Annotated in this window: 26 protein-coding genes; 9 read left to right on the top strand and 17 right to left on the bottom strand. The window is 68.8% G+C overall.

Translation table 11 applies throughout. The annotated features are described in order from the left end of the window. The first annotated feature begins 307 nt into the window (after window positions 1–307). From IEY70_RS14620 to IEY70_RS14600, 5 genes are all read left to right on the top strand, one after another. Window positions 308–805: an acyl-CoA thioesterase gene (locus tag IEY70_RS14620; RefSeq protein ID WP_189065774.1), complete on the top strand. Its 498-nt coding sequence runs from the start codon at window positions 308–310 to the stop codon at window positions 803–805. After that, window positions 802–1,212, top strand: a complete 411-nt coding sequence (gene nrdI, locus IEY70_RS14615; RefSeq protein WP_189065773.1) for a class Ib ribonucleoside-diphosphate reductase assembly flavoprotein NrdI — start codon at window positions 802–804, stop codon at window positions 1,210–1,212. The genes IEY70_RS14620 and nrdI overlap by 4 nt, the downstream gene beginning before the upstream one ends. Next, window positions 1,196–3,283 (top strand): class 1b ribonucleoside-diphosphate reductase subunit alpha, encoded by a 2,088-nt coding sequence (gene nrdE, locus IEY70_RS14610; protein ID WP_189065772.1) that lies wholly within the window; start codon window positions 1,196–1,198, stop codon window positions 3,281–3,283. Before nrdI ends, nrdE begins: the two co-directional genes overlap by 17 nt. A gap of 147 nt (window positions 3,284–3,430) precedes the next feature. After that, window positions 3,431–4,429 (top strand): ribonucleotide-diphosphate reductase subunit beta, encoded by a 999-nt coding sequence (locus IEY70_RS14605; protein WP_189065771.1) that lies wholly within the window; start codon window positions 3,431–3,433, stop codon window positions 4,427–4,429. Further along, complete coding sequence (locus tag IEY70_RS14600; RefSeq protein ID WP_189065770.1) at window positions 4,422–4,697, top strand: thioredoxin; 276 nt, start codon at window positions 4,422–4,424, stop codon at window positions 4,695–4,697. Before IEY70_RS14605 ends, IEY70_RS14600 begins: the two co-directional genes overlap by 8 nt. Window positions 4,698–4,718: 21 nt before the next feature. On the opposite strand, the gene IEY70_RS14595 is transcribed toward IEY70_RS14600, so the two are convergent. The 5 genes from IEY70_RS14595 to secA all read right to left on the bottom strand — a co-directional run bounded on the left by IEY70_RS14595 (window position 4,719) and on the right by secA (window position 12,144). Next, the gene (locus tag IEY70_RS14595; protein WP_189065769.1) at window positions 4,719–5,318 is read right to left on the bottom strand and encodes an HAD family hydrolase; all 600 of its coding nucleotides are present in this window, start codon (window positions 5,316–5,318) and stop codon (window positions 4,719–4,721) included. Then, on the bottom strand, window positions 5,315–5,707 hold the full coding sequence (locus IEY70_RS14590; RefSeq protein WP_189065768.1) for a hypothetical protein: 393 nt from the start codon (window positions 5,705–5,707) through the stop codon (window positions 5,315–5,317). Before IEY70_RS14590 ends, IEY70_RS14595 begins: the two co-directional genes overlap by 4 nt. A gap of 49 nt (window positions 5,708–5,756) precedes the next feature. Further along, window positions 5,757–8,546 carry a DNA polymerase I gene (polA, locus tag IEY70_RS14585; protein ID WP_189065767.1) on the bottom strand — a complete coding sequence of 930 codons (2,790 nt, stop codon included), beginning with the start codon at window positions 8,544–8,546 and terminating at the stop codon, window positions 5,757–5,759. A gap of 212 nt (window positions 8,547–8,758) precedes the next feature. Then, on the bottom strand, window positions 8,759–8,965 hold the full coding sequence (locus IEY70_RS14580) for a hypothetical protein (RefSeq protein WP_189065766.1): 207 nt from the start codon (window positions 8,963–8,965) through the stop codon (window positions 8,759–8,761). A 569-nt stretch (window positions 8,966–9,534) separates the two neighbouring features. Further along, complete coding sequence (secA, locus tag IEY70_RS14575) at window positions 9,535–12,144, bottom strand: preprotein translocase subunit SecA (protein ID WP_189065765.1); 2,610 nt, start codon at window positions 12,142–12,144, stop codon at window positions 9,535–9,537. Window positions 12,145–12,386: 242 nt separating this feature from the next. Between secA and IEY70_RS14570 the strand changes: the two genes are divergently transcribed. Continuing rightward, window positions 12,387–12,854: a hypothetical protein gene (locus IEY70_RS14570; RefSeq protein WP_189065764.1), complete on the top strand. Its 468-nt coding sequence runs from the start codon at window positions 12,387–12,389 to the stop codon at window positions 12,852–12,854. 207 nt (window positions 12,855–13,061) lie between these two features. On the opposite strand, the gene IEY70_RS14565 is transcribed toward IEY70_RS14570, so the two are convergent. The 3 genes from IEY70_RS14565 to ppgK all read right to left on the bottom strand — a co-directional run bounded on the left by IEY70_RS14565 (window position 13,062) and on the right by ppgK (window position 15,974). After that, window positions 13,062–14,234 carry an amidohydrolase family protein gene (locus tag IEY70_RS14565; protein WP_189065763.1) on the bottom strand — a complete coding sequence of 391 codons (1,173 nt, stop codon included), beginning with the start codon at window positions 14,232–14,234 and terminating at the stop codon, window positions 13,062–13,064. Between the two features lie 88 nt (window positions 14,235–14,322). Next, window positions 14,323–15,057, bottom strand: a complete 735-nt coding sequence (locus tag IEY70_RS14560) for a sporulation protein (RefSeq protein ID WP_189065762.1) — start codon at window positions 15,055–15,057, stop codon at window positions 14,323–14,325. A gap of 56 nt (window positions 15,058–15,113) precedes the next feature. Beyond that, window positions 15,114–15,974, bottom strand: coding sequence for a polyphosphate--glucose phosphotransferase (gene ppgK / locus IEY70_RS14555; RefSeq protein WP_189065761.1), 861 nt, complete (start codon window positions 15,972–15,974; stop codon window positions 15,114–15,116). A gap of 159 nt (window positions 15,975–16,133) precedes the next feature. On the opposite strand from ppgK, the gene IEY70_RS14550 reads away from it, so the two are divergent. After that, window positions 16,134–16,751: a TetR/AcrR family transcriptional regulator gene (locus tag IEY70_RS14550; RefSeq protein WP_189065760.1), complete on the top strand. Its 618-nt coding sequence runs from the start codon at window positions 16,134–16,136 to the stop codon at window positions 16,749–16,751. Window positions 16,752–16,988: 237 nt separating this feature from the next. After that, a complete protein-coding gene (locus tag IEY70_RS14545) occupies window positions 16,989–18,500 on the top strand; it encodes a 2-phosphoglycerate kinase (RefSeq protein WP_189065759.1) in 1,512 nt (503 codons plus the stop codon). A 109-nt stretch (window positions 18,501–18,609) separates the two neighbouring features. On the opposite strand, the gene IEY70_RS14540 is transcribed toward IEY70_RS14545, so the two are convergent. The 5 genes from IEY70_RS14540 to IEY70_RS14520 all read right to left on the bottom strand — a co-directional run bounded on the left by IEY70_RS14540 (window position 18,610) and on the right by IEY70_RS14520 (window position 22,259). After that, window positions 18,610–19,026, bottom strand: coding sequence for an organic hydroperoxide resistance protein (locus IEY70_RS14540; RefSeq protein ID WP_189065758.1), 417 nt, complete (start codon window positions 19,024–19,026; stop codon window positions 18,610–18,612). Window positions 19,027–19,108: 82 nt separating this feature from the next. Continuing rightward, window positions 19,109–19,963, bottom strand: a complete 855-nt coding sequence (locus tag IEY70_RS14535; protein ID WP_189065757.1) for a hypothetical protein — start codon at window positions 19,961–19,963, stop codon at window positions 19,109–19,111. Between the two features lie 259 nt (window positions 19,964–20,222). Beyond that, entirely contained in the window at window positions 20,223–20,882 is a 660-nt protein-coding gene (pdxH, locus tag IEY70_RS14530; protein WP_189065756.1) for a pyridoxamine 5'-phosphate oxidase, read from the bottom strand. Next, window positions 20,879–21,730 (bottom strand): DNA-formamidopyrimidine glycosylase, encoded by an 852-nt coding sequence (locus IEY70_RS14525; protein WP_189065755.1) that lies wholly within the window; start codon window positions 21,728–21,730, stop codon window positions 20,879–20,881. Before IEY70_RS14525 ends, pdxH begins: the two co-directional genes overlap by 4 nt. A 58-nt stretch (window positions 21,731–21,788) precedes the next feature. Next, window positions 21,789–22,259 carry a hypothetical protein gene (locus IEY70_RS14520; RefSeq protein WP_189065754.1) on the bottom strand — a complete coding sequence of 157 codons (471 nt, stop codon included), beginning with the start codon at window positions 22,257–22,259 and terminating at the stop codon, window positions 21,789–21,791. Window positions 22,260–22,309: 50 nt separating this feature from the next. On the opposite strand from IEY70_RS14520, the gene IEY70_RS14515 reads away from it, so the two are divergent. Beyond that, complete coding sequence (locus tag IEY70_RS14515) at window positions 22,310–22,942, top strand: pyroglutamyl-peptidase I (RefSeq protein ID WP_189065753.1); 633 nt, start codon at window positions 22,310–22,312, stop codon at window positions 22,940–22,942. Between the two features lie 25 nt (window positions 22,943–22,967). On the opposite strand, the gene IEY70_RS14510 is transcribed toward IEY70_RS14515, so the two are convergent. From IEY70_RS14510 to deoC, 4 genes are read right to left on the bottom strand one after another with little or no spacing between them, the layout of a single operon-like run. Then, entirely contained in the window at window positions 22,968–23,264 is a 297-nt protein-coding gene (locus tag IEY70_RS14510; protein WP_189065752.1) for a hypothetical protein, read from the bottom strand. 1 nt (window position 23,265) lies between these two features. Beyond that, entirely contained in the window at window positions 23,266–23,682 is a 417-nt protein-coding gene (locus tag IEY70_RS14505; RefSeq protein WP_189065751.1) for a hypothetical protein, read from the bottom strand. Window positions 23,683–23,717: 35 nt separating this feature from the next. Then, the gene (locus IEY70_RS14500; RefSeq protein WP_189065750.1) at window positions 23,718–24,212 is read right to left on the bottom strand and encodes a hypothetical protein; all 495 of its coding nucleotides are present in this window, start codon (window positions 24,210–24,212) and stop codon (window positions 23,718–23,720) included. After that, window positions 24,209–24,805 carry a deoxyribose-phosphate aldolase gene (deoC, locus tag IEY70_RS14495; protein WP_229777955.1) on the bottom strand — a complete coding sequence of 199 codons (597 nt, stop codon included), beginning with the start codon at window positions 24,803–24,805 and terminating at the stop codon, window positions 24,209–24,211. Before deoC ends, IEY70_RS14500 begins: the two co-directional genes overlap by 4 nt. Window positions 24,806–25,297: the final 492 nt, after the last annotated feature.

Genomic DNA, 25,297 nt, shown 5'->3' with positions numbered 1-25,297 from the left:
GCGGGTCGTCACGGGGGTCTTTCAGTGCGGGACACGCGAGGCGGGCAGAGTCAAGATCTTGCATGTGCAGGTGCGTTTGACCTGACCACGTACTACATGTAGACTCCGCGCTGTCGTTGCCACCCGGCAGCACTACCACCTAGCAGCACTTCGCGGGAACAGAGGGAAATCCGGTCACGCCTCCCACAGCGGGGGTTCAGTCCGGTACGGTCGCGCCACGGTCCTCAGTCCGAACGCTCGCCCAGCGAAGAAACGCCCATCTCACGGTCCCCCGCGGCAGGGGAACAAGGCGGTCTCTTATGCGTACATGGGTTTCATTCCTGCGGACTGGTCCGCTGTCGTTCTGCTGGTCTTCCCGGTCGGTCGTGCTCCGTGGGGGCCGGGCGTGACCCTGGCCGCGCTGGGTGCCGTTCCGCCCGTGCCGCCGCGTGAGACGCGCGTGACGCACGTCGTCTTTCCTGGCCTGACGAACCATCACGGAACGCTGTTCGGTGGCGAGGCGTTGTCGCTGATGGATTCGGCGGCGTTCATTGCCGCGACCCGGCACTGCCGCCGGAAGGTCGTGACCCGGCACCTGAATGCCATGGAGTTCCGTAACCCGATTCCGCAGGGGTCGCTGGTGGAACTCGTGGCGCGGGTCGTGCGGGCGGGGCGGACGAGCATGACGGTGCAGGTGGACGTGTTCCGTGAGGACATGTATTCCGAGGAGCGGGAACTGGCGTGCGCGGGGACGTTCACGCTGGTGGCGCTGGGTGAGGATGGGCGGCCGGTGCCGGTGCCGCCGCTGGTGGGCGGCGCGACGTGAGGCTGGTGTTCGATTCCCTGACCGGGAACGTGCGCCGCTTTGCGCTGGCGGTGTCGCGGGAGGCGGGGGGTGTGCCGGTGGGGTCCGTGCGGGACGCGCCGCCCGCGCCGGGTGAACCGTTCCTGCTGCTGACGTACACGTTCGGGCAGGGCGAGGTTCCGGCCAGCACGGCGGCGTTCCTGCGGTCGCACGCGGGGGGGCTGCGGGGCGTGGTGTCCAGCGGCAGTTACCACTGGGGAGAGAATTTCGGGCGGGCGGGTGACCGGATCGCCTCTGAGTTCCGGGTGCCGCTGGTGGCGCGTCTGAACAAGGGTGGCACGGTCTCGGACCGTGAGCAGGTCACGCGCTGGGTGCGCTCGCACCTGCTGGCCGGAGGGAAAGGGGAAACGTATGGAACGCTGGATTGAACTGAACAACCGGGTGCTTTCGGGCACGCACATCGATACGAGCCATGACGCGCAGGCGCTGCGGGCGTACTTCACGGAGAAGGTGAACCCGAATACCGTGACGTTCCCGACGCTGGCCGAGAAGGTCGCGTACATGACCGAGAAGGGCGTGTGGGACCCGGCGGTGTTCGCGCGGTACCACCCGCGTGACGTGAAGGCCGTGTTCCAGCGGGCGTACAGTTACGACTTCCGGTTCCGGTCGTTCATGGGGGCGTTCAAGTTCTACAGCGAGTACGCGACCATGACCCCGGACCGCAAGCAGTGGCTGGAGCGTTTCGAGGACCGCCTGAGCGTGACGGCCCTGGCGCGCAGCAGCAGCGTCGAGGAGGCGCTGGAACTCGTGCATCATCTGGTGAACCAGACGTTCACGCCTGCCACGCCCACCCTGATGAACTCCGGGAAGGCGAACACGGGGCGGCTGGTCAGCTGCTTCCTCTTGCAGGACTGCACGGACAACCTGGATTCCATCACGAAGACGCTGTCGTTCGTGGCGGAACTCAGCAAGGGCGGCGGCGGGATTGGCGTGGAGGTCAGTAACCTGCGCGCGCGCGGCGAGAGCCTGCGCGGCATTCAGAACGTCACGAAGGGCGTGATGGGCGTGGCGAAGATGCTGGACAACATGCTGCGGTACGCCGATCAGGCCGGGCAGCGTCCGGGCGCGGGGGCGATCTACCTGAGCGTCATGCACGCCGACTTCCTGGATACCCTGAGCGCCAAGAAGATCGCCACGGACGAGGACGCGCGCCTGAAGACCCTGTCGGTCGGGGCGACCGTGCCGGACGTGTTCATGCAGAAGGTCCGGGCCGGTGAGGACATCTACCAGTTCTACCCGCACTCGCTGTTCCAGGCGACGGGGCGCGAGTTCACGAGCATCGACTGGACCCGCGAGTACGACGCGCTGGTCGCGAACCCGGACATCCGCAAGAAGCGCGTGTCGGCGCGGCGTGTCATGGAGGAGATCGCGGTCACGCAGGGCGAGAGCGGGTACCCGTACCTGCTGTTCGAGGGCAACGCGAACGCCGTGAACCCCATCCCGAACGTCGGGACGATCAAGATGAGCAACCTGTGCAGCGAGATCCTGCAACCCACGCTGCCCAGCACCTTCCACGCCTACGGGCAGGAGGGGAAGGATCAGGTGGGGCTGGACGTGAGCTGCAACCTCGCGTCGCTGGTGATCGAGCAGAGCGTCGCCAGTGGCGACCTGGGCCGCGTGGTACGCGCCGCCGTGCGCATGCTGGACGACGTGGCCCGCTCCACCAGCATCACGGAGGTGCCCGCCGTGCGCCGCGCGAACGAGGAGATGCGCAGCATCGGCCTGGGCGCCATGGGCCTGCACTCGTTCCTGGCGAAGAACGAGATCGCGTACGGCAGCCCCGAGGCGCTGGAGTTCGTGGACGTGTACTTCGCGGCCGTCCACTACCACGCCCGGCGCGCCAGCATGGAGATCGCGCGCGACACGGGCTTCGTGTTCCGGGGCTTCGAGGGCAGCCGCTACCAGAGCGGCGAGCATTTCGCGCAGTACCTCGCGCAGGACTTCGCGCCCCGCACCCCCGAGGTCGCCGCACTGTTCGAGGGTCACAAGCTGCCCACCCGCGAGGACTGGGCGCAGCTCGTAGCCGACATCCGGACGCACGGGCTGGCGCACTCGTTCGTCATGGCGATCGCCCCGACCGGCAGCATCAGTTACGTCAGCAACGCGTCGGCCAGCATCATGCCCATCACGGAGCGCGTCGAGACCCGCACCAGCAACAAGGCCCGCACCATCTACCCCATGCCGCACTTAAGCGAACTGACCGAGTGGTTCTACGAGGAAGCGTACGACATGGACCAGCGCCGCGTGATCGACACGGTCGCCGCCGCGCAGAAGCACGTGGACCAGGGCATCAGCTGCACGCTGTTCATTCCCAGCAGCGCCACCACCCGCACCCTGCAACGCTACTACCTGTACGCCTACGCCAAGGGGCTGAAAACGCTGTACTACACCCGGCTGCGTAAGGTCAGCATCGACGAGTGCCTCAGCTGCGCTGTCTGACGGCGGGCCGCAGGCCCCGAGCGGAGCGAGAGACCGACCCGGCAGCGGCGTGCAGTGGAATGGACGGGAGTGCCGTCCTCCCGTCCGTGGAACGGAACGCCGCGCCCCCACACCGAACCCCACCCCCACCCCCCCTGTGAGACTCCCATGACCCGAACCCCCTTTACTGCCACGAACTGGAGCGAACCCGAGGACAGCTTCTCGGTCACGTTCTACGAGAAGTACACCTCGCAACTGTGGTTCCCGGAAGAGATTCCGCTGTCGAACGACGCCATCGTCTGGAAGTCCCTGACCGAAGCCGAACGCTGGACGTACATGCACGCCTCGGCCGGCCTGAATGCCCTGGACACCCTGCAGGGCGAGGTCGGCATGCCCGCCCTGCGGGGGCTGGTGCCGGGGCACATCCGCAAGGCGACCCTGCAATTCCAGGGCATGATGGAAGACATTCACGCGCGCTCCTACAGCCTGATGAACAAGACGTTCCTGTCCACCACCGAGGAACGCGCCGTGTTCGCGTGGGTGGAATCACAGCCGCAGCTTCAGTTCAAGATCGCGTTCATTCAGGACGTGTTCGCCGACCCGGACACCAGCGACTTCGGGCTGTGGCGCAAGATGGTCGTGTCGTGCATGCTGGAGACGGCGTTGTTCTACAGCGGCTTCTACTACCCGCTGTTGATGGCCGGGCAGGGCCGCATGGTGTCGGCCGGTGAGATCTTCAACCTGATCATCCTCGACGAGGCCGTGCACGGCGTGTACGTGGCGCTGCTGGCCCAGGAACGCTTCGAGGCCCTGAGCGACGCGCAGCAGGCCGAGGCCCTGGCGTGGTTCGACGGCGCGCTGGACACCCTGTACCGCAACGAACTGGCGTACACCGACACCCTGTACGCCGGGGTGGGCCTGACCGAGGACGTGGGGCGCTTCATCCGCTTCAACTTCAACGTGCTGGCCGATAACCTTGCCCTGGAACGCCGCTTCCCGGACGAGGACATCAACCCGGTCGTCCTGAACGGCATCCGCACACGCGGGACCACGCACGACTTCTTCAGCGCCAAGGGCAGCAGTTACGCCAAACTGAACGTGGAACCCCTGGCCGACGAGGACTTCGCGGAACTCTGGCCCGAACGCACGGCGGTCGCGCATGACTGACACCGATCAGACCCGGCCGTTCGTGCTGTTCACACAGGACCAGTGTCCGCAGTGCGAGACCCTGAAGCGCATGCTGGCCCTTCCCCTGCGCGGCGCCTTCGACGACCGCATCGAGGTCCTGCACCGTCAGGAACAACCCGACGCCTTCGCGCAGCTCGCCGAAGCACACGTCCTGGCCCGCACGCCCGCCCTGCTGCACCGCCCCAGCGGCAAGGTCCTGCTCGACACCGGCAGCCTCGGCGCCGTCAAGGCCTTCCTGACGCAGTAAGGGCTGGGGTCACACCCTCCCCTACTTCACACCGAGCGCCGCCAGTTCCTCCCGGAGCTGCGCGGCGTTCTCGTACCGCACGGCGTGCATGCCGACCGAGCGGGCCGCCTCGGCGTTCTGGGCGCGGTCGTCGATCATGACGGTCTCCTCAGGCCTGAGGCTGGCGAGGTTCAATCCCAGGCGGTAGATGGCGGGGTTGGGTTTCATGACGCCCAGGTAGCAGGAACTGAAGAAGGCCAGCAGGAACTCGTGCAGGCCAAAATTGCGGATGCGGCACTCGTTCAGGTCGTGCCCTTCGTTGTTCAGGGCGTACATGCGGTACCGGCCGCTCAGGTCGCGGGCGAGGGCCAGCGCGTCGTCGTGGGGGCGGCTCTCGGCTTCCATGGCGGCGCGGAAATCCTCGCGGGTAAAGTCACGCGGGGCGTAGAACACCGTCTGCGACAGGTACTCGTCGAGGGTCATGCGGCCCAGTTCGAGTTCCGGCGCGGCCAGTTTGTGCCGCTCGGTAAATTCGGTCAGGTCCAGCCCGAAGCGTGAGAGAACGTCCGCGCGTTGCTCGCGGTCCCAGCCGTTCGTGAGGAGCACCCCGCCGATATCCCAGAAGACAGCCTTGATGGTCATGGAGCTATTTGAACAGGTTCACCGTCGGGTGTGCTCCTGAACCAGACCTCCTGTGCTTCGATGATGAAGGTCGAAAGGCTCCCCTCGGAATGAACGGGGCTGAAGTCCGCCTTCCAGCCCAGTGCGGTGAGCGTCCATTCGATTCCGCCAAGCACGACATTCGTCGTTCGGTCTTCAAGAAGGTGGAACAGTTCCACTCCATGAAATTCGAACAGCACCTGACCCCAGCCGTCTGCTGCACGGTTGTCCTTCGCTTCGATCTCCACGGTGACCTGCCTCCACTGCGGGGTTGCGGTGAAGGCAAGTGTGACGCGTCTGATCAGGCAATCCTCGAACTTCGCGTGACGGGCGTTCAGTGCCTGAAGTACATCTTCCGTGAGGTTGTCCATCCTATCCGACAGCATCCCTGCTCTGGGGTCGGAGGGCAACCCAAACCCCTTACTTCGTGTCGTACCAGTTGGGGCCGGTGCCAGCCTCGACGGCCAGTGGCACCTTGAGGCTGGCGGCGCCTTCCATGATGGTTTTCACGAGGCGGCTGATCTCTTCGGCTTTCTCTTCGGGCGCTTCGATCAGCAGTTCGTCGTGCACTTGCAGCAGGAGGTGCGCGCCGGTGCCCTGGAGTTCCCGGTCGAGTCTGATCATGGCGAGTTTGATGATGTCGGCGGCGGTACCCTGGATGGGCATGTTGTACGCGAGGCGTTCACCGGCCTCGCGCAGGGTGCGGTTGGTGGCGACGAGTTCCGGGACGTAGCGGCGGCGGCCGTACAGGGTTTCAACGTACCCGTTCTGGCGGCCGAATTCGAGGGTGTGGTCGATGTACCCGCGGATGCCGGGGTAGGTGTTGAAGTAAGTTTCGATGAATCCGGCGGCGTCGGCGTAGGGAATGCCGAGGTCGCCGCTGAGGCGGTGCGCGCTCATGCCGTACAGCACACCAAAGTTCACGGTCTTGGCGGCGCGGCGCTGGTTGGGGGTGATGGTGGCCTCGTCGAGCCCGAGGACCTGCGCGGCGGTGCGGCGGTGAATGTCGGCGCCCTCCTGGAAGGCCTGCTGCATCAGGGGGTCGTCGGCGATGTGTGCCAGGAGGCGCAGTTCGATCTGTGAGTAGTCGGCGCTGATCAGGCACATGCCGGGCGCGGCGATGAAGCCCTTGCGGATCTCGCGGCCGGCGTCGCTGCGGATGGGGATGTTCTGGAGGTTGGGGTTGAGGCTGCTCAGGCGCCCGGTGGCGACGGCGGCCTGCGCGAAGGTGGTGTGCAGGCGGCCGGTGGTGGGGTTCACGAGGTTGGGGAGGGGTTCGAGGTACGTGCCGCGTAGTTTTTCCAGTTCGCGGTATTCCAGCAGGGCGGGGATGATGGGGTGCTCGTCCCGGAGGGGTTCGAGGGCGGCGACGGCGGTGCTGCGTTTGCCGGTCAGTTTGGTTTTCTTGCCGCTGGCGAGGCCGAGTTCGTCGTACAGGACCGCTTCGAGCTGGTCGCGGCTGCGGATCTGGAATTCGCGGCCGGCGAGCGAGTGGATCTGCGTTTCGAGGATCTGGAGGCGGGCGGCGGTGGCGGCGGACAGGCCGCGCAGGTACTCGCTGTCCAGTTGCACGCCCCGGACTTCCATGCGGGTCAGCACGCCGGACAGGGGTTTTTCCATGTCGTCGTACAGGGCGCGGCGGGTGTCGTCGAGCAGGGGCGGCAGCAGGTGCAGCAGCTGGGCGGTGGCGGCGGCGCGACCGGCAGCGTCGTCGGGCCACGGGGTGTTCAGGTACCGCTGCGCGACGGCGTGCATGGTGGTGTTGGCGGGGTCGAGCAGGTACGCCATGAGCAGGGGGTCGTCGCCGGGTTCGGTATTCAGGCCCCGCACGCGCAGGTGCGTGGCGAGGGCCTTGGCGGCGGCAGCCGTCACGGTCGGCTGGGCGGCGAATTCGGTCTCGCTGACGGTGGCGGGGTACTGCGCGCGGAGTTTCGCGGCCGCTTTCTCCTGGTCTTTCAGGGCTTTCTCGGCGGCTTTCTGCTGCGTCTTCGTCAGGGGCGCGGCGGGCGTGTCGGGGTTGTCGAACAGGCTGCCGGGCGGGGCGTACACCTCGGCTTTCTTCCACTGGGGGGGTTCGTGGGTGGGCGCGGTGCGCAGCAGACCGCTGTACTCCCCGGCGGCGGGGTCGCCGGTCGCCTCGAAGGTGGCGGCGTCGGTCAGGGCGGCGGTCAGGTCGTCCTCGCGGGACAGGGCGTAGCCCCAGATGACCGTCCCGGTGGGCGCCTGCCAGGGGGCCGTCTCGGTACTCAGGTCCGGGAGGGGGTCGGCGGTGGGTTCGTCGTGCGGCGCGGTCTGGTGGGCGGCGTCGTGCACGCTGTCCGGCAGGTCCGTCGCGGCGTCGGCGGCGTCCAGGGCGGCCACGTCACGCTTGACGCTCATCAGGTTCAGTTCATCCAGCAGCACTTCCAGGCGGGCCGGGTCGCCCGGCAGTCGCCCGGTGCCCAGTTCCACGTCCAGCGGCAGGTCCGTGACCATGCATGACAGTCCGTGGCTGAACTGCACGTTCTCCTCTGAGTCCAGCAGTTTCTGGCGCGTCCCGTCGGGTTTCAGGGTTCCGGCCTTCGCGGCGGCGTAGATACCCTCCAGCGTGCCGTACTCCTGAAGGAGCTTCGACGCGGTTTTCGGGCCGATGCCCTTCGCGCCGGGGATGTTGTCGCTGGCGTCGCCGGTCAGCGCGCGGTAATCCACCCACTGCCGGACGGTCACGCCGTACTTTTCCAGCACCTCGTCCGGGCCGATCAGGCGGAAGTCGTTCGTGATGACGCGCACGTGGTCGTCCAGCAGCTGGTATGCGTCGCGGTCACTGGTCACGATCCGCACCTGCATGCCGGTGCCCTCGGCCTTGCGTGTCAGGCTGGCGATCACGTCGTCGGCCTCGTACCCGGGTTCCTCCAGTCGGGGCAGGCCGATGGCGTCCACGATCTCGCGGATGCGGTTGATCTGGCCGGGCAGGTCGGCGGGCATCTCGGCGCGCCCGGCCTTGTACCCCTCGAACTGCTCGTGCCGGAACGTCTTGACGGGCGGGTCGAACACCACGATCACCTGGTTGCTGCGCTGCCGTGCCAGGCGCAGCGTCAGGCGCAGGAAGCCCAGGATGGCGTGCGTGCTCTCGCCCTGCCGGTTGGTGAGGGGCGGCAGGGCGAAGTACGACCGGAACGCCAGGGCGTGCCCGTCGATCAGCACCAGGGTGTCGGGAGAAACGGAGGTCATAGCCCGCATTCTACTGTGGGCGTAATGCCGGGAGGCGCCGCACAGGCACTCGCCGCGAGCCGTCAGCACGCCGTGCCCTCCGGTGCCTTCGGGCAGGCAGCGGGGCGGGTTGGAGGAGGAGAAAAACGGGTTCCGGACGTGGGGATGACAACCCGGCGATGTTCCGGGTTACCAGCGAATCCGTATCGTCAGCAAAACAGACGGAATCCGTATCAGTCGGCAGCCTGCGGGTAATGCTGCTCGTGCTCAGCAGCAGCCGGGGCGGCCACGCGTCGGTTGTAGGCGCGCGGCAGCGGCCGCAGGTCCTCGGGCAGGTCGTCCTGCTCGGTCAGCAGGGCGCGGTCGTCACGCGTGAGCGCAACGAAAGCACCCAGCATGATCAGGAGTGTCAGGGCCGCCATGATCAGGAGCAGGTTCATACGGGTAGTGTGCGCCGCGCACTCATACAACGGCATGACGGACCTCTAAAAGCAGCTGAAGTTAATCTTCAGCGCCACTACAGGGAACCCTGAGCGAACGTCCATCTGCGCCCGACCGGCCCGGCGCCCGGCCCACCCTGACGCTGTGGGGGCACAGTCAAAACCCCGCACGGAGGCGGGGTGGTCCCTCACCGACTTCACCCGGTCGGTCTGAATTGTGGGTAAGGACAGGCTAGAACCCGTGCATGAGGAACCCCTGCACCGTTCATGGACACACCTTGAACGACCTCGAACGACCCCGCCAGTGCGCGTGGCCCCCACCCTGAAGTGATACGGATTCCGTTTATTTCGTTGACACCCCGGAAGGGCGCCGGGTTGTCAACTCCACGTCCGGAACCCGCTTCGACTCTCACTCGCTCCGCTCGGATTGAACAGCTTTATAAGCCATTCAATCGGAGTCCGTATGAGCCATGAAGTGCGCCATGAAGGACAGAGGCAGGGGCAGAGGCAGGAGCGTGCCGCCTCTGCCCCTGCCTCTGCTCTGTATGCCTGCGGGTACCGAGCCCGGATTACCCGGTCTGACCGAACTGCATTCGGAAGATGAACTTGGTGACGTCCGTTTTCAGGTTGTCGATCATCTCGTTGAACATGTTGGTCGCTTCGAACTTGTATTCGGTGAACGGGTCGCGCTGTCCGTAGCCGCGCAGGCCGATGCCCTGGCGCAGGACGTCCATGTTGTGCAGGTGCTCTTTCCAGTGCTGGTCGACGGTCTGGAGCAGCACGTAGCGGGCGAGGCTGATGAGCATGGTGTTGCCCAGTTCGTCGCGGCGGGCGTCGTGCGCGTCGGCGACGGCCTTGAGCATGGTGTCCTGCGCGTCGGCCGGGCTCATGCTGCGCAGCGCCTCGAAGTCGAAGGTTTCCAGTTGCGGAATGGCGTCCAGCATGGCGGCTTTCAGGGCTTCGGTGTCCCATTCGTCGTGGCTGGCCTCGGCGGGCAGGTGCGTGGCGAGTTGCATGTCGACGTAGTCGGCGATCATGCCCTCGGTGCTTTCCTCGACGTCGCTGTCCGGCCCGAGCAGCACCTCGCGGCGCTGGGCGTAGATGGTGTCGCGCTGCTTGCTCATAACGTTGTCGAATTCCAGCAGTTGTTTACGGGTGCTGAAGTTGCGGTCCTCGACGCGCGCCTGCGCTTTCTCGATGGCGCCGGTGACCATTTTCGCCTCGATGGGCTGGCTGTCGTCCATGCCGAGGCGGTCCATCATGGCGATCACGCGGTCGTTGGCGAACAGGCGCATCAGGTCGTCCTCGAACGACACGTAGAAGCGGCTGCTGCCGGGGTCGCCCTGGCGTCCGGCGCGGCCGCGCAGCTGGTTGTCGATGCGGCGGCTCTCGTGGCGTTCCGTGCCGATGATGTGCAGCCCGCCGATGTCCTTGACCTTCTGCCGGTCGGCGAGAATGTCGGCCTGCACCTGCAGGGCCTGCCGGGCGAACTCCTCAGTCATGCCGGGGATCAGCATGCCGGCCTGCACGGCGTTCTCGTCCTGGCGGCTGACGGCCTTGATGAAGGCTTCGGCTTCGGGGGTGAAGCGGCTGATGCCGAAGTTCTGCTCGATGGCTTCACCCAGGATGAATTCGGCGTTCCCGCCGAGCATGATGTCGGTGCCGCGCCCGGCCATGTTGGTGGCGATGGTGACGGTGCCCGAGCGGCCGGCCTGCGCGATGATGCTGGCTTCCTGCGCCTCGAACTTGGCGTTCAGGACGCTGTGTTTCACGCCGGCCTGCGTGAGGAGGCCGCTGAGCTGTTCGCTGGTGACGATGCTGGCCGTGCCGATCAGGACGGGGCGGCCGGTCGCGTGGAGTTCCACGACTTCCTGCACGACGGCGTTGTACTTGCCCAGGCGGGTGCGGTACACGAGGTCCTCGGCGTCCTTACGCAGGATGGCCTTGTTGGTGGGGATGACCAGCACGTCGCTGCCGTAGATGTCGAGGAATTCCTTCTCCTCGGTCTTGGCGGTGCCGGTCATGCCGGAGAATTTGTTGTACAGGCGGAAGAAGTTCTGGTACGTGATGGTCGCGAGCGTCTGGTTCTCGTTCTCGATCTTCACGCCTTCCTTGGCCTCGATGGCCTGGTGCAGGCCCTCGCCGTAGCGGCGGCCGGGCATGGAGCGGCCCGTGAACTCGTCGACGATGACGACCTCGCCCTCGGCGTTCACGATGTAGTCCTTCTCGCGCTGGTACAGTTCGCGGGCGCGGATGGCCTGGGTGATCATGTGGGCCTTGTCCATGTTCTCGGGGCTGTACAGGTCCCCGAGGCTCAGCAGGCGCTCGATCTTGCTGATGCCGCCCTCGGTCAGGTGCACCTGTTTGCTCTTCTCGTCGATGGTGTAGTCGCCGGTCGGTTCGGTGCGTACGCCGGGTTCGGCGGGTTCGCCTTTCTGGAGGCGGCGGATCAGTTTGGCGTACACGTAGTACAGGTCGGTGGCCTTCTCGGCCTGTCCGCTGATGATCAGGGGCGTGCGGGCCTCGTCGATCAGGATGGAGTCCACCTCGTCCACGATGGCGAAGTTCAGGGGGTGCTCGGCGCGCAGGGCGAGGGCCTCGCGGCTCTGGGCCATGTTGTCGCGCAGGTAGTCGAAGCCCAGTTCGCTGTTCGTGACGTACGTGATGTCGCAGGCGTACGCGGCCTGCTTCTGCGCGGGTTGCAGTTCGCGGCTGGCAAGGCCGACGGTCAGGCCCAGCGTGCGGTACAGCAGGCTCATTTCTTCCATGCCGACCCGCGCGAGGTAGTCGTTGGAGGTCACGAGGTGCGCGCCGCGTCCTTCCAGCGCGTTCAGGGCGAGGGCCAGCGTGGCGACCAGGGTCTTGCCCTCGCCGGTGCGCATCTCCGCGATGCGGCCCTTGTGCAGGGCGTACCCGCCGATCAGCTGCACGTCGTAGTGGCGTTTGCCGATGGAGCGGCGGCCCGCCTCGCGGATCAGCGCGAAGGCGGGAACGACCACGTCATCGAGGGTCTCGCCGCCCTCCTGAACGCGGCGGCGCAGGTCCATGAAGGCTGCGGCGAGATCTTCCACTTTCATGGTTTCTTCTTCCAGGGCGTTCACGGGTTGCACGACCGTCTTCACGATCTGCGCCACGTCGCGCTGGTTGTTATCGAATAATTTGTTCAGGACACGGAACATGACAAGCGAGTATAACGCGCGGCGCGCCCCGCACACGTTCGGATTTCAGTGAGGCGCGCATAAGCAACTTGAGCCGCAAACGCTCAGACACCATGAATGTCCGCTTCAGGCGCGGCTGCCACGGACTCCGGTCATGGGGCCTGTCGCCCCGGCGGCCTGGACGGACACACCGGGACGCCCGGCGTGAACGGTGTTCACAAACCATTCAACTGCCGCCCGGACCAGACCCGTATGCTCGCAGCATGAACTCCCGCGTCCTGCTGCCCGCCGTCCTGATCCTGTCCTCCCTGCTGGCCTCCTGCGCTCCGGTGTCCGCCATGCTGGCCGCCCGCGACCAGGACGGCCCCGCACCCCTGAGTGCCGGGCCACTGGTCGTCGGGCAGACCTGGACGGTCAGCGGTCCCATCGACGGGCGCACCGTGACGGCCACCATCGGCATTCCGGACCTCGTGACCGTCCCGGCAGGCAAGGCCAGCGTCAGCGAACGCGACCGCCTGAGCGCCCAGCAGGACGCCCGCGCAGGGTTCGGCATGGCGCTGTACCGCCCGGACGCCCGCACCCTGAGCTTCACCTGGATCGCCGAGGACACCAACACCTACATCTGCGACGTGAGCACACCGCTGGCCCTGCCGTTCCAGGGTCGCCTGACCATGCAGCGCGGCGGAAAGACCGTCGTGAACGGCACCTGCGAGGCGAACGTCAGCCAGTAATACGGACTCGGATTGAATGGCTTGTAAAGCTATTCAATCCGAGCGGAGCGAGTAGGAGTAAAACGGGTTCCGGACGTGGAGTTGGCAGATCGGTGGTGTTCCGATCTGTCAACGAAACAGACGGAATCCGTACAGGGCTCGGCTGCTAGGAACGGCCCGGATTCAGCGCGAGTCCGGGCCGTTTCCGTTGCGCTCCGGGTGCGCCCGTCAGCGCCAGAGATACGCCTCGTTCCAGGCCTCGCCCCGGCGGATGAACGGCGCGCGGCTGCCCAGCACGCGGTGGCCGCCTTTCACGGCGGCGCGCACGATCACTCGCGGGTCCAGGGTGGGGTACAGCGTGCGGGCGAACGCCACGTCCTCGCGCACGTCCAGCGAGCCGCCACTGGCGACGGAGTCGGTGCCCAGCGCGATCTCCACCCCGGCCGCCGCGAAGGCCGCCCAGGGGAACACGCCGCATTCCAGGTGGTGGTTGCTGCGCGGGCAGGTGACGACGGCGCTGCCCGCGCGGGCCACGCGGGCGATGTCGTCCGGGGTGACGTTCACCATGTGGATCAGGGTGGGTTTCGCGTTCAGCACGCCCAGTTCGTCCAGGTAGCGCACGGGTGTCAGGCCGGGTTCCGGTTCCCGCCCGATCACCTCCGCGAAGGTGTCGGGGTAGAAGGGTGCCAGCCGGTTGTCCCAGATGGGGCCACCGCCGCGCGTGTACAGGTCGTGCTCGGCGGGGTGCTCGGCCACGTGGATCTGAATGGGCAGGCCCTCGCCGGCGGCGTACTCGCACAGCAGCCGCATCAGGCGGTGGCTGACGGTGTGCGGCGTGTGAGGGGACAGGCCCACGCGCGGCCCGCCGGGGCGTTCCAGGCGGCGCCAGCGTTCAAGGCGCTCGCGGATGGTGCGGAAGATGTCGTCCGCCCTGTCGGGGAAGGTGCCCAGCGCCTCGTAGTACAGGACGCCGCTCAGGTCCTCGCGGGCCAGCAGGGCGTCCATGACCTCCGGGGCGTGCATGTACACGATGTCGCCCACGCCGCCCGTCCCCAGGTCGCGCAGCGTGTCCGCGCCGTGCAGGGCGGCCTCCACGCTGCGTTTCTCGCGTTGCGGGACGACCACCTCCGGAATCCAGCGGAAGTACGGCAGGGCCGTGAACTCGTAGCGGCTCATGTCCAGGTGCGTGTGGGCGTTCACGGGCGGCGGCGCGATCACACCGCCCACCGCTTCCTCACGCGCGTGCGGGTACGAGGCGCGCAGCGCGGCCGGGTCACCCGTCGCGGCGACCGTGCCGCCCACCACGACCACGCCGCCCGGCGACTGCGCGCCCCCCATGCCGGTGAACAGCACGTCGCAGGTGAGCAGGCGGGGAGCGAGCGGGTCGGCGTGGTCGGTCATGGGCGGCATGCTACGCCGCGCGGCGCGGGGGCTGCCATCAAGGGGGGTACAACAGGGCCGTTACAGCAGGGCCGTTACAGCAGGGCCATCACAGCAGGGCGCGGATGCGGGCCTCCAGTTCGCGGGCCACGGCGTCCGGTCCCTGCGCCAGCGTATGCGCGCCCAGGTTCCAGCGGCCGCGCTGCTCGAACTCGCTGGTGAACAGGCTGGCCACGCCGGTCGCGCGGCGGTCCACCTCCAGGATCACGTCCAGGCCGCCGCCCGTGTGGAACAGCATCATCTCGACCTCGGCGATGCGGTACTGCCCGTGCGGCGGGCGGAAGGCGAGTTCCTGCGCGATACGGCCATGGTGGTGTTCGATCTCGCTGCCGCTCAGACTGAAGCCCAGGCGCTGCGCGGCCAGGATCAGCGTTTCCGCCTCGCGGCTGGGCAGGATCTGCAGGTGATCCTGATCGCCAGGGTCGGCCGCCCCGGCGATGTCGGCGTCCGTGGCGAGCCACACCTGCGTGCCGGGCAGCGACAGCGGCGTGTCGAGCGGGACGGGCAGGCTGAACGGGAACTCGCGGGTCTCGCCGGCCCGCAGGTCGAAGGCCGGCACGACCGCCTGCCGGGTCAGCTGGTGCGTGACGTGGGTGTCGTCGTGCCGGTAGCGGGTGGCGAGCCCCAGGTTGATGCGTTCGATGCGCTGCTCGACGCTGCCGCCCTGCACGGCCAGCACGCCGGTCAGGGTGTCCCCGGCCCGCAGGCTGGGGTTGTTCACGCGGGCGTCGACCTTCGCGCCGCCCACACCGATGGCGGCCATCATCTTTTTCAGGAATCCCATGCTGCCCGGTACGGGGGCACGCCACTGCGGGTTCCCGGCTGACGCCCCTGGACGGTTCAGGCTTTCTTGCGGGCAGGGGCCTTGCGGGCCGAAGTCTTGCGGGTCGAGGTCTGGCGGGGGGTGGGCTGGCCTTCAGGGGCCGGTGCCGGTGAGGCGGGCGTCCCGGCGGCCGGTTCTGCGTGACGGGCGGCCATCATGGCGGCCCCGATGATCCCGGCCTCGTTCAGGAGGGTGGCGGGCACGACGCGGCTGCGTTCGACGTTCAGGTGGTCCTGCCACTTGTCGGCTTTCTTGCTGACGCCGCCGCCGATGATGAACAGGTCCGGGCTGAACAGCAGTTCCAGGTGTTGCAGGTAGGTGCTGGCGCGTTTGCTCCACTGTTTCCAGTTCAGGTCGTCCAGTTCGCGGGCGCGGTCGGACGCCCAGCTCTCGGCGTGCTTGTCGCGCAGCCACAGGTGCCCGAGTTCGGTGTTGGGGATCAGCACGCCGTTGTGGATCAGGGCGCTGCCGATGCCGGTGCCGAAGGTCAGGACCATCACGGTGCCCTGCACGCCCTGCCCGGCCCCGAAGCGCGCCTCGGCCAGTCCGGCGGCGTCGGCGTCGTTGATCAGGTGGACCTCGTGGCCGGTCGCCTCGCTGAACAGGGCGTCGGCGTCCAGGCCAACCCAGTCCGGGTGAACGTTCGCGGCGGACAGGGTGCGGCCGCGCTGCACGATGCCGGGGAAGGTCACGCCGACCGCGCCCGGCAGCCCGAAGTGCACGACAAGTTCGGCCACGACCTTCTTCACGTCGTCCGGCGCGGCGCCCTCGGGGGTGGGGATGCGCCAGCGTTCTCCGGCGAGTTTGCCGGTGCGGGTGTCCACTGGCGCGCCCTTGATGCCGCTGCCGCCGATGTCGATGCCGAGGATCACGCTCATGCGGCCCAGCGTACCGCACGTGGGGGGCGGGTGCCGGGCCTCCCCCCGGCGGACGCGTTCTGCCGGGCGCGGCGGGCACCGGGTCCGGCTGCACCAGATTGGCAGCATCAGATTGGACGGGGTGTAATTTTGAACCCGTGGCAGTATCCTGTGCGGATCATGGATTCAACCTCGCTGCGCGAACGCCAGAAGGAGCGCCGCCGCGCCCGCATCTATACCGTCGCTATTGACCTGTTCAAGCGGGGTGGCTTCCAGACGACCACCGCCACCGACATCGCCAAGGCCAGTAACGTGTCGCGCGGCACGTTCTTCAACTACTACCCGTACAAGGAAGCGGTGCTGCTCGATTACGGCAGCGAGGTCATGAACCGCCTGCGCGACCACGCCGAGGCCCGCCTGCACGACGGCGCCGCCCCCCTGACGGTGCTGTACGAGATCTGGGACCGCCTGGCCGACGAGAACACCCGCGAACGCGACCTGTTCCCCCCGCTGGCCTACGAGGTCATGAACCCCAACCCGGAACGCGCCCGCACGGCGTACCAGGCGCTGCCGCTGAGCAAGGTGATCGAGCTGATCCTGCGGCCCATGCACCAAGCGGGCATGATGCGCACCGACCTGAGCCTGCAACGCATCAGCAACCTGATCGCCGACACGTACCTGATGGTCGCGCTGCGCTGGAGCGCCTACGGCACCGAGCGCCCCCTGCAGGAGGAGATGCGGCTGGCCCTGAGCCTGCTGCTGGAAGGAGCCGTCAAACGCGACCCGCCCCGCCACTGACCGCCCGCACGGAAGACGCGCCGCGCCGGCCGGGGCGGAACGTTACACTGCGGCGCATGACCCGTCTTCACCCTTCCCTGCGCGGCGACCCCCCACCCGACCGGGCCTCACCTGACCGGGGGGGCGCGTGATACGGACGCCGTCGGTTTCGTTCACGCCCCGCCCAGGCACCGGGGTGTCCACTGCCCGCCCGGCATCCGCCCCGCCGCCACTGGCGTCCGCCCGGCCGGAGCCCGTGTGAGTCAGCCGGAACTGCGGATCGGCACGGCCCGGCACGCCTTCCCGTTCAGCCGGGGCCTGCTGGTCGAGTCGCTGGTGAACGCCGGGGCCGACGCGGGCGTGGCGGCCGCCGCCGCGCGCCGCATCGAGCAGCAACTGCGGCTGGCGCGGCGCACGCTGGTCAGTCCCGCCGAATTGCAGGCGCTGATGGTCGAGGTCGCCCATGATCTGGCCGGACCCGAAACGGCGCAGGAGGCGGCGCGGCAGACCCCGGCGTTCGTGGACATCATCGTCACGGCCCGCAAGGGCGACCTGCCGTTCAGCCGGGGCGTGCTGGCCCGCACCCTGGAAGACGCCGGGCTGTCCGGCAAGGACGCCTACGCGACCGCCAGCAGCGTGGACGTGAACCTGCGCCGCCAGGGCGTGCGGACCCTGAGTGCCGAGGCCATCGACCGCCTGACCGAGGACGCCCTGGCCGAACACTACGGCGAGCACCTGCGCCTCACCTACCGCTACCTGCAACACAACCGGGGCAAGCTGGGCGTCATCAGCGGCGGCAGCGAGGTGCCGGGGCCGTTCAGTAAGGGGATTCTGGTGCAGTCCATGCTGGCGGCGGGCGTGCCGCCGGACGTGGCGCGCAAGGTGGCGCGCGTCACGCAGCGGGACCTGCGGGGCAGCGAGGACCGCGTGGTGCGCCGCGCCGCGATCCGCGAGAAGGTCGAGGCGCTGCTGCGGGACGAGGTCGGCCCGGACGTCAGCGCCCGCTACCGCCTGCTGCGCGTGATCCGGCGGCCGCCGCGCCCGGTGATCGTGCTGCTGGGCGGCGTGAGCGGCACCGGCAAGAGCTTCCTGGCGGCCGAGATCGCGTACCGGCTGGGCATCACCCGCGTGGTCAGTACCGATTCCATCCGGGAGGTCATGCGGGCCATGGTCTCCCCCGCCCTGATTCCCACGCTGCACGCCAGCACCTTCAGCGCCTGGGAGGCCCTGCTGCCGCCCGGCGCGCCGCGCCCCGATCATCCCAGCCGCGAGACGCTGATCGCCGGGTTCCGGGATCAGGTGCAGCAGGTCAGCGTGGGCCTGAGCGCCGTCGTGCAGCGCAGCGTGCAGGAGGGCACCAGTCTGGTGCTGGAGGGCGTGCATCTGGTGCCGGGGTACCTGCAAGCCGGGTCGTTCAGCGGGGCGCTGGTCGTGCCGATGCTGGTCACGCTGCCCGACGCCGAGGAGCACCAGCGGCACTTCGAGAGCCGCAACGACGAGACCGGCGCCAGCCGCCCCCTGCACCGGTACATGCGGTACTTCCATGAGATCCGGGCCATGCAGGACGAACTGGAGACACTGGCCGCCGCGTATGACGTGCCGCTGCTCGACGGGCTGACCCTCGACGAGAGTGCCGAGCAGGCCGTGGACGTGGTGCTGCGCCGCGTGATGGTCGCCCTGACCCCCGAGGAACGCCGCGACCTGCTGGGCGAGGACGCCGACGACACCTACCTGGAAAACCGCGAGCAGACCAGCACCAGCCCCGCCTGAACCGACCCCACCTGCACTGGTTTCACGTGCATGGCCCGAACGGACCTGCGCCCCGCCGCCGTCCGGGCTGGACGGAGCGGAGCGCAGGCGTGGTGGGGGGGGGTGCGGGTCAGCGGACGCTGATGCGGACGTCCACGTTGCCGCGCGTGGCGACGCTGTACGGGCAGACCTCGTGCGCGGCCTTCATGAGGGCCAGGGCCTGCTCGTCACTCAGGTTCGGGAAGTGCCCCTCGAGTTCCACGTCGAGCGCGAAGGCCAGCCCGGACTTCTGGAGGCCCACGCGGGCGGTGACGGTGCTGTCGTCACTCAGTTCGATCTTGGCGCGGCGCGCGGCGACACCCAGGGCACCCTGGAAGCACGCGGCGTACCCGGCGGCGAACAGCTGCTCGGGGTTCGTGCCGGGGCCGTCGTCGCCGCCGATGCCGGCGGGCACGCTGAGGTTCAGGTCCAGGCGGCCGTCGCTGCTCTTGGTGGTGCCGGCGCGGCCTCCGGTGGCGGTTGCTTCTGCGGTGTAAAGGTTGCTCACGCGGGTCAGCATGCACCGCCCGTCTCATGAAGATGGCGAGGCTGGCTACAGAGTGCGGTCCGGCACCGGCACCCGCGCGGGATCACCAGACGCGCACGCGGGCGTAGGCGCGGTCGGCGTACCCCTCGTGGTCCGGGCGGTGGGGGCGCACGTACGGGAAACGGGTGATCAGCAGGGGGTCGCTGCGCAGCAGGTCCTGAAGGCGGCGTTCCGTGGCGGCCAGGGTGTTCAGGATGGCCGGGTACCCGGCGGTGGCGAGACTGATCTCGCGCGGGCCGGGCGGCAGGCGGTGCACGCGCAGGTGCTCGTCCGGGACGGAATCGCCGTTGATCAGGCCGTACCCGAGCGGGCCGGTCGAGTTGGCCAGCGAGGCGTGCGCGACCAGCAGCGGCGCGATGATCGCCTGCGCCGGGTCGCTGGCCTGCAACTGCCCCTGCGTGAGCTGCCCGGACCCCTGCGCCAGCAGCGCCTGAATGACCAGCGCGCGGGCCTGCCCGGCCGCCACCAGGGACGGCAGGGCAGCGCTCAGGCCGCCCTGCGCGCCGTCCAGGCCGGGGTCGTCCCACAGCGCGGCGACTGGCCCGACCTGCCAGACCTCGCGGCGGGCGTTGCTGATCGCCGCGAATGCGAAGCCCACCTGCAGGCGTTCGCCGCCCATCACGGCGTGCCGCAGGGCGCTGCTCAGCGAGGCGCTCAGGTGGTCGGTGGCCTCGCGCAGCGTGGCGTCGGGCGGCAGGTCGCGCAGGCCCGCCATGCCGACCGTCGCGGCGAAACGGGCGGGCGGCATGCCGCGCGGCTGGGTGGCCCCGGCGCTCGTGCCGAAACTGAACCCGGCGATCAGGGCGACGTGGTGCGCGGAGGCCAGCAGCAGGTCCGCGCCGTGTTCCGGCGGCCCCACGCGGGAGCGCACACTGGATTCCACGACGCTCAGGGCCATGCGGTCATTTTATGAGACTGGATGTGAATTTTTCCCCCTCCGTGCGGATGCCCCCAGCGGGCGTGTCCGGCCTGCGGCCCAGCGGCAGGGGCGCGCGCGGGCCAGTCATACGGATTCCGTTTATTTCGTTAACAGATCGGGACACCACCGATCTGTCAACTCCACGTCCGGAACCCGATTTGCTCCTACTCGCATCCGCTCGGATTGAATGGCCTTTGCAGTCCATTCAATCGGAGTCCGTAATCATACGGACCGGGGTTCAGGGTGCGAGCCGGTCGATCTGCCAGTCGCCGTCCCGGTGGGCGTACCGGAAGCGGTCGTGCAGGCGGCTCTCGCGGCCCTGCCAGAACTCCCACTCCTGCACCTGCACCCGGTAGCCTCCCCAGAAGGTGGGGCGGGGAATCACGGTGCCGTCCGGGTAACGGGCATGCAGCGCCGCGAAGGTCGCGTCGAGTGCGGCGCGGTCCCGGATGGGCGCGCTCTGCGGGTCGCTGGCGTGCGCGGCCAGCTGCGACTCGCGCGGGCGGGCGTGAAAGTACGCGTCGCTCTCGGCGTCCGGCACGCGGGTCACGGGGCCGTAGGCGCGCACCTGTCGTTCGTGTTCGGCCCAGTGGAACAGCAGTTCCGCCTGCGGGTTGGCACCCAGATCGCGGCCCTTGTGGGATTCGTAGTTGGTGTAGAAGGTCAGGCCGCGTTCGTCCGCACCACGCAGCAGCACGGTGCGCACGCCCGGCCGCCCGGCCGCGTCGGCGGTGGCGAGGCTCAGCGCGTACGGTTCGCGCAGGCCCGCGTCGATGGCCTCCTGTAGCCAGCCCCGGAACTGCTCCAGGGGAGCGGGGTGCAGGTCGGCGCGGCGCAGTTCGGCGCGGGTGTACGACAGTCTCAGTCCGGTCAGGCTCAGTCCGGTCAGGTCGGTCATGCGCGGCCTCCCTCTGCCCGGTCTTCCGGGCGGCGCAGCGGCTGGCACTGCGGGCAGTGGTGCGTGCCCCGCTGGGCCAGCACGGTCTTCTCGATGGTGGTCCCGCAGCGCGGGCAGGGCTCGCCGCCGCGCCCGTACACGGCGTGCGAATGCTGGAACAGCCCGGACAGGCCGTCGTGCTGCCGGTAGTTGCCGGCGCCGCTGCCCAGGCTGCTGCCGCCCGCCTCGACCGCGCGGCCCATCACGTCCCGGACCGCCGCGTATAGCCGCCCGGCCTCCTCGCGCGTCAGGTGCGTCTGGGCCGGGTGGAGGCCCGCCTGCCACAGGCTCTCGTCGGCGTAGATGTTCCCCACGCCACTCACGGGTTTCTGCGACAGCAACCAGGGTTTCACGGCTCCCGCCTGCGCGGCCAGCGCCGCGAACCCTTCCTCGCGGAAGTCCTCCGAGAGCGGCTCCGGCCCCATGGCGGCCAGGGTCGGCATGCCCGCGTACTCGCCGGGCCGCACGACCGCCATCTTCCCGAAGCGCCGGGGATCGTCGAAGAACAGGTCGCCGCCGTCCGTGCGGATCGTCACGCGCGTGTGCCGCCCGCCCTCCAGCCGGAACCCGCCGGTCATGCCCAGGTGCACGATGAACTCCAGGTCGTGCGGCCCGTCACCGTCGTGCGGGGCGAGGTTCAGCATCAGGTACTTCCCGCGCCGTGACAGGCCCGTCACGCGGCGCCCGACGGCGAGGTGCGTGTCGCGGTACTTGTGCGGCGCGTCGTGCTCGACGTGCAGGATCGTCCGGCCGCGCAGCAGCGGCTCGATCTTGCGGCGCGTGGTTTCCACTTCCGGCAGTTCAGGCATACGCCCGAGCATAGGCCGCGCGGCCCGGCGGAACTGCGGTGTTCGTTTCAGGACGGCGTCACGGGAAGTACACCTGCTCGGCCCGCAGGACGCGGGTGCCGTTCAGGTGCAGCGCCACGACCCGCTCGCTGAACGGCCAGCAGCCCTGCGGCGCAAAGCCCTTCCAGGCGGACACGAACGTCTCCAGCGGCACAGTCTGCACGCCGTCCGGGCGGTCCAGGCACGAGAGGGCGAACACGGTGCGGGCGTCGGTCTTCAGGGTCCGCAGCAGGGGGTTCACGTTCCGGAAGTACATCCCACTCGGGTTCGCCTCGAAGTACGCCTGCGCGGACGGGTAGTCACCGAGCGCCACGACGCGGCGGGCGTCGGCGTCGGTGTCCGAGAACACGTCCACGTAATCCAGGGTCAGGGTGGCGACGCGGCCCTGCACCTGCACGCCCCGCAGCACGGCGTACTGCGTGGTCGTGGCGGCCAGGGCGGACGGGGTCAGCAGGGCCGCCAGGAGCGGCAGGGCAGGCAGCAGGCGCATACCGCCAGCGTACCCCGTCCAGGGACGGCCGCCGCGCTACCCTGCGGGGCGTGAATACGCTGCTCCTGACCGGCTTCGAGCCGTTCCACACGCATCCCGTCAACCCGAGTGCCGAGGCGGCCCAGGCGCTGGACGGCACGCAGGCGGGCAACCTGCGGGTCGTGTCGGCGCTGCTGCCGGTCGAACCGCACGCCGCCTGCGCGCACCTGACCGAACTGCTGGATACCCGGCGCCCGGCGGCCGTCCTGCTGACCGGACTGGCGAGCGGGCGCCCGCAGGTGACGCTGGAACGCGTGGCCGTGAACGTGATGGATTTCCGCATTCCCGACAATGCCGGGCAGCAGCACCGGGACGCCCCGGTCCAGGCAGGCGGCCCGGACGCGTACCTGAGCACCCTGCCGCTGCGGGCCGTGCTGGCCGCGTGGCACGCGGCGGGTATTCCCGGTCAGCTGAGCGACACGGCCGGAACGTTCGTGTGCAACGCAGTCATGTACCACGCGCTGCACACCCTGCGCGCCCTGGGCCGCCCGGACGTGCCGTGCGGGTTCCTGCACCTGCCCGCCAGCGCCGGAGTCGCCCTGGCCGAGGCGAAAGCGGTGCCGTACCTCCCGCAGGCGGAACTGACCCGCGCGGTCGAGGTGGCCGCCCGGACCGTGGCGGCGTCGGTCAGCGGCGAGGCATAGACCGCCGGAGCGCCACTCCTGCCACCTACGGGAACGGGGCGCGGCCCGGCTGCCAGCCGCCCGCCTCACCGCCCGCCCAGTGGCACTCTCCGGCAGGTTTCGCGGCCAGGGCGACCTTCACGGCGTCCAGCGGCACGCGCCGGGCAAAACGGGTGCGGGCATGCCACGCAGCCAGCGCGGCGTCCGGCTGGGCGGGTCGCAGGCCGCGCAGGGCAGCGGCGGCGCGGTTGACCGCCAGATCGAACAGGGCAGGCGGCACGGCGCCGTTCCCGTGCGTGCCGTCCGGGGTGGGGTCGGTCAGGAAGGGCCGGTCGGCGGGCATGTCAGGTCAGGCGGGGCTGCTGCGCCAGCCGGCGGATCTGCGCGGCGCGGCTGCCAGTCAGGTTGACATTCAGGCGGATCAGGGCGGCGACGGTCATGGGCGGCTCACCACCCGCCGCGTCCGGGTCGGCCGTGGGCACCGTGAGATTCAGCGTGTGGACCGGAAGGGCCTGCGCGGCGCCCACCTCCCAGTCACCCAGGCGGGACAGGCCCGCGTCGTCCGGGGGGGCGGGCGTGCCCGTGGCAGCGGCAATCCGCGTCCACAGGTCGCGTTTGGCGGCGCTCAGGTGCGCGGCGATGGCCGCCACACGCGGGTGGGGCTGACCCTGCACGCTGTCCAGCGCGGCGCGCAGGCCAGTCTCGGGGTCGTGGTTGGCGCGGTCCAGCAGGTCCGCGAGGGTATCGGGCGTGTCGGTCATGGGGTGGTTCCTCGGGGCAGGTGCGTGCCGGTCATTCAGGGCAGACGGAAAGTGTCGCCGTCACGGGTCAGGCGGCCCAGGTCCAGCAGGCGGGCCGTGACAGCGCGGGCCTGCTCATCGGTCAGGGGACTGGCGGCGCGCAGGTCATCCAGCGTGAACCGCCCACCCTTGCGGTGCGCGAGACGGTACACCATGCGCTCCTGAATGTCCGTGCGGGGCGTGCCCGACTGACGGCGCGAGAACGCCCACCACACCAGCGCACCCACCAGCAACCCGATCAGCAGGGCGACCGGGATCAGTTGCGCGGCCAGGGCCGGGTCGCCCACCTGCTGCCCCAGCGCCTGCAACTGCGCCTGCCCCTGCGCGACCTGCTCGGGCGTGCCGCTTTCACGCAGGCGGCGCAGCGCCCCACGCGCCCGCAGGTACGCCATGACACCACCCAGATCACCCCGCACGAAAAAGGCGCTGTAGGCGATCAGGGCAGCCGAGAGGCCCGCAATGAGCGAGAGAGCGGTTTTGATCACGTTCACCCCCCCATGCTAGTGCAGAGGCCAGCGCCACCGCTGTCGGGCAGGGCACCATACCGGAAGACAGCAGACAGCATTCCCCTGACCCGGAGACTCCCAACAACAACCCAGCGCGCAGACAGGCCATTCATGAAACAGACTTCAGTGCCACGGAGACGGCGCACGTCGTCCAGCGTCGCGCCGCCCGTGCCGAAGCCCGTACTTGTCTTCATGAACTCCGCCCCGGCCCGCACCGATGCCGCCGTCGCCTCCCGCTTCTGCCCACCCAACAGGAAGCACGTCAGGGTAATCACCTTCAGCGCGGCGTCCGGAATCGCACGGCGCACCGCACGCACATCTGCCTCCACCGCCTCCCAGTCCCGCTCAAGCGCCGCGCCGATGTGAACCACCCTCTCCACCTCGTCCGTACCCGCCTCCACACTCAGACGCGCCTCCACGGCCTTCTGCTCGCTGCTGACCGCACCCAGCGGGAACCCACACACGGTCGCCACCTTCACGTCCGACCCCGCCAACTCCGCCTTCGCCAGCGGAATGAACACCGGATTCAGACACACCGCGAAGAACGAGTTTTCACTCGCCTCGGCGCACAAGTTCACGATGTCCGCGCGGGTGGCGGTGGGCTTCAGGAGGGTATGGGGGTGGACGAAGACAGCTTCACGCCCCCCAGAATACCCCCCCCAGCCTAAGAAAGATTGACCCGAAAGGAGGAGCGAGGGGACGGGGGAGATGGCGAGTCGTCGCCCGCCCGGAGCGGTAGAAGGTGGGACAGCGTACCCGATCTGTGGGCGTGGCTATGGCGGGTGCAGCATTGCTGGCTGGCGCAGGATTTGCGCCAGTGGCCGGGCCAGTTGCCTGACACCTGCCATACCGGAAAAGGCGTTCCAGTAGCTCAATGAGGACCCAACTACGGCTGAGGATCACGAGCTGGCGATTGCCATCTGCACTGCCCGCATTTGGAGCGGGTGCAAGAGGGAAGCCGTCCCACTTCTCCAACGGGAGGGTGGGGCGGCTGGTATTTGAGGATGTCTGTGATTAGCGGTCGACCGAAGGGCCGAGTACCGGGTCAGCGCATCAGGCCGGTCAGGACC

The organism is Deinococcus seoulensis (genome assembly GCF_014648115.1).
Classification (GTDB): domain Bacteria; phylum Deinococcota; class Deinococci; order Deinococcales; family Deinococcaceae; genus Deinococcus; species Deinococcus seoulensis.
The sequence above is the reverse complement of the archived record's forward strand: the minus strand, read 5'-3'. Positions and strand labels throughout refer to the sequence as shown.

What these genes read in the sequence shown, in the direction of transcription:
- IEY70_RS14620 (WP_189065774.1), top strand. Translation starts at nt 308, where the DNA reads ATGGGTTTCATTCCTGCGGACTGGTCCGCTGTCGTTCTGCTGGTCTTC.
- nrdE (WP_189065772.1), top strand. Translation starts at nt 1,196, where the DNA reads ATGGAACGCTGGATTGAACTGAACAACCGGGTGCTTTCGGGCACGCAC.
- IEY70_RS14605 (WP_189065771.1), top strand. Translation starts at nt 3,431, where the DNA reads ATGACCCGAACCCCCTTTACTGCCACGAACTGGAGCGAACCCGAGGAC.
- IEY70_RS14600 (WP_189065770.1), top strand. Translation starts at nt 4,422, where the DNA reads ATGACTGACACCGATCAGACCCGGCCGTTCGTGCTGTTCACACAGGAC.
- IEY70_RS14595 (WP_189065769.1), bottom strand. Translation starts at nt 5,318, where the DNA reads ATGACCATCAAGGCTGTCTTCTGGGATATCGGCGGGGTGCTCCTCACG.
- IEY70_RS14590 (WP_189065768.1), bottom strand. Translation starts at nt 5,707, where the DNA reads ATGGACAACCTCACGGAAGATGTACTTCAGGCACTGAACGCCCGTCAC.
- polA (WP_189065767.1), bottom strand. Translation starts at nt 8,546, where the DNA reads ATGACCTCCGTTTCTCCCGACACCCTGGTGCTGATCGACGGGCACGCC.
- IEY70_RS14580 (WP_189065766.1), bottom strand. Translation starts at nt 8,965, where the DNA reads ATGAACCTGCTCCTGATCATGGCGGCCCTGACACTCCTGATCATGCTG.
- secA (WP_189065765.1), bottom strand. Translation starts at nt 12,144, where the DNA reads ATGTTCCGTGTCCTGAACAAATTATTCGATAACAACCAGCGCGACGTG.
- IEY70_RS14570 (WP_189065764.1), top strand. Translation starts at nt 12,387, where the DNA reads ATGAACTCCCGCGTCCTGCTGCCCGCCGTCCTGATCCTGTCCTCCCTG.
- IEY70_RS14565 (WP_189065763.1), bottom strand. Translation starts at nt 14,234, where the DNA reads ATGACCGACCACGCCGACCCGCTCGCTCCCCGCCTGCTCACCTGCGAC.
- IEY70_RS14560 (WP_189065762.1), bottom strand. Translation starts at nt 15,057, where the DNA reads ATGGGATTCCTGAAAAAGATGATGGCCGCCATCGGTGTGGGCGGCGCG.
- ppgK (WP_189065761.1), bottom strand. Translation starts at nt 15,974, where the DNA reads ATGAGCGTGATCCTCGGCATCGACATCGGCGGCAGCGGCATCAAGGGC.
- IEY70_RS14550 (WP_189065760.1), top strand. Translation starts at nt 16,134, where the DNA reads ATGGATTCAACCTCGCTGCGCGAACGCCAGAAGGAGCGCCGCCGCGCC.
- IEY70_RS14535 (WP_189065757.1), bottom strand. Translation starts at nt 19,963, where the DNA reads ATGGCCCTGAGCGTCGTGGAATCCAGTGTGCGCTCCCGCGTGGGGCCG.
- pdxH (WP_189065756.1), bottom strand. Translation starts at nt 20,882, where the DNA reads ATGACCGACCTGACCGGACTGAGCCTGACCGGACTGAGACTGTCGTAC.
- IEY70_RS14525 (WP_189065755.1), bottom strand. Translation starts at nt 21,730, where the DNA reads ATGCCTGAACTGCCGGAAGTGGAAACCACGCGCCGCAAGATCGAGCCG.
- IEY70_RS14520 (WP_189065754.1), bottom strand. Translation starts at nt 22,259, where the DNA reads ATGCGCCTGCTGCCTGCCCTGCCGCTCCTGGCGGCCCTGCTGACCCCG.
- IEY70_RS14510 (WP_189065752.1), bottom strand. Translation starts at nt 23,264, where the DNA reads ATGCCCGCCGACCGGCCCTTCCTGACCGACCCCACCCCGGACGGCACG.
- IEY70_RS14505 (WP_189065751.1), bottom strand. Translation starts at nt 23,682, where the DNA reads ATGACCGACACGCCCGATACCCTCGCGGACCTGCTGGACCGCGCCAAC.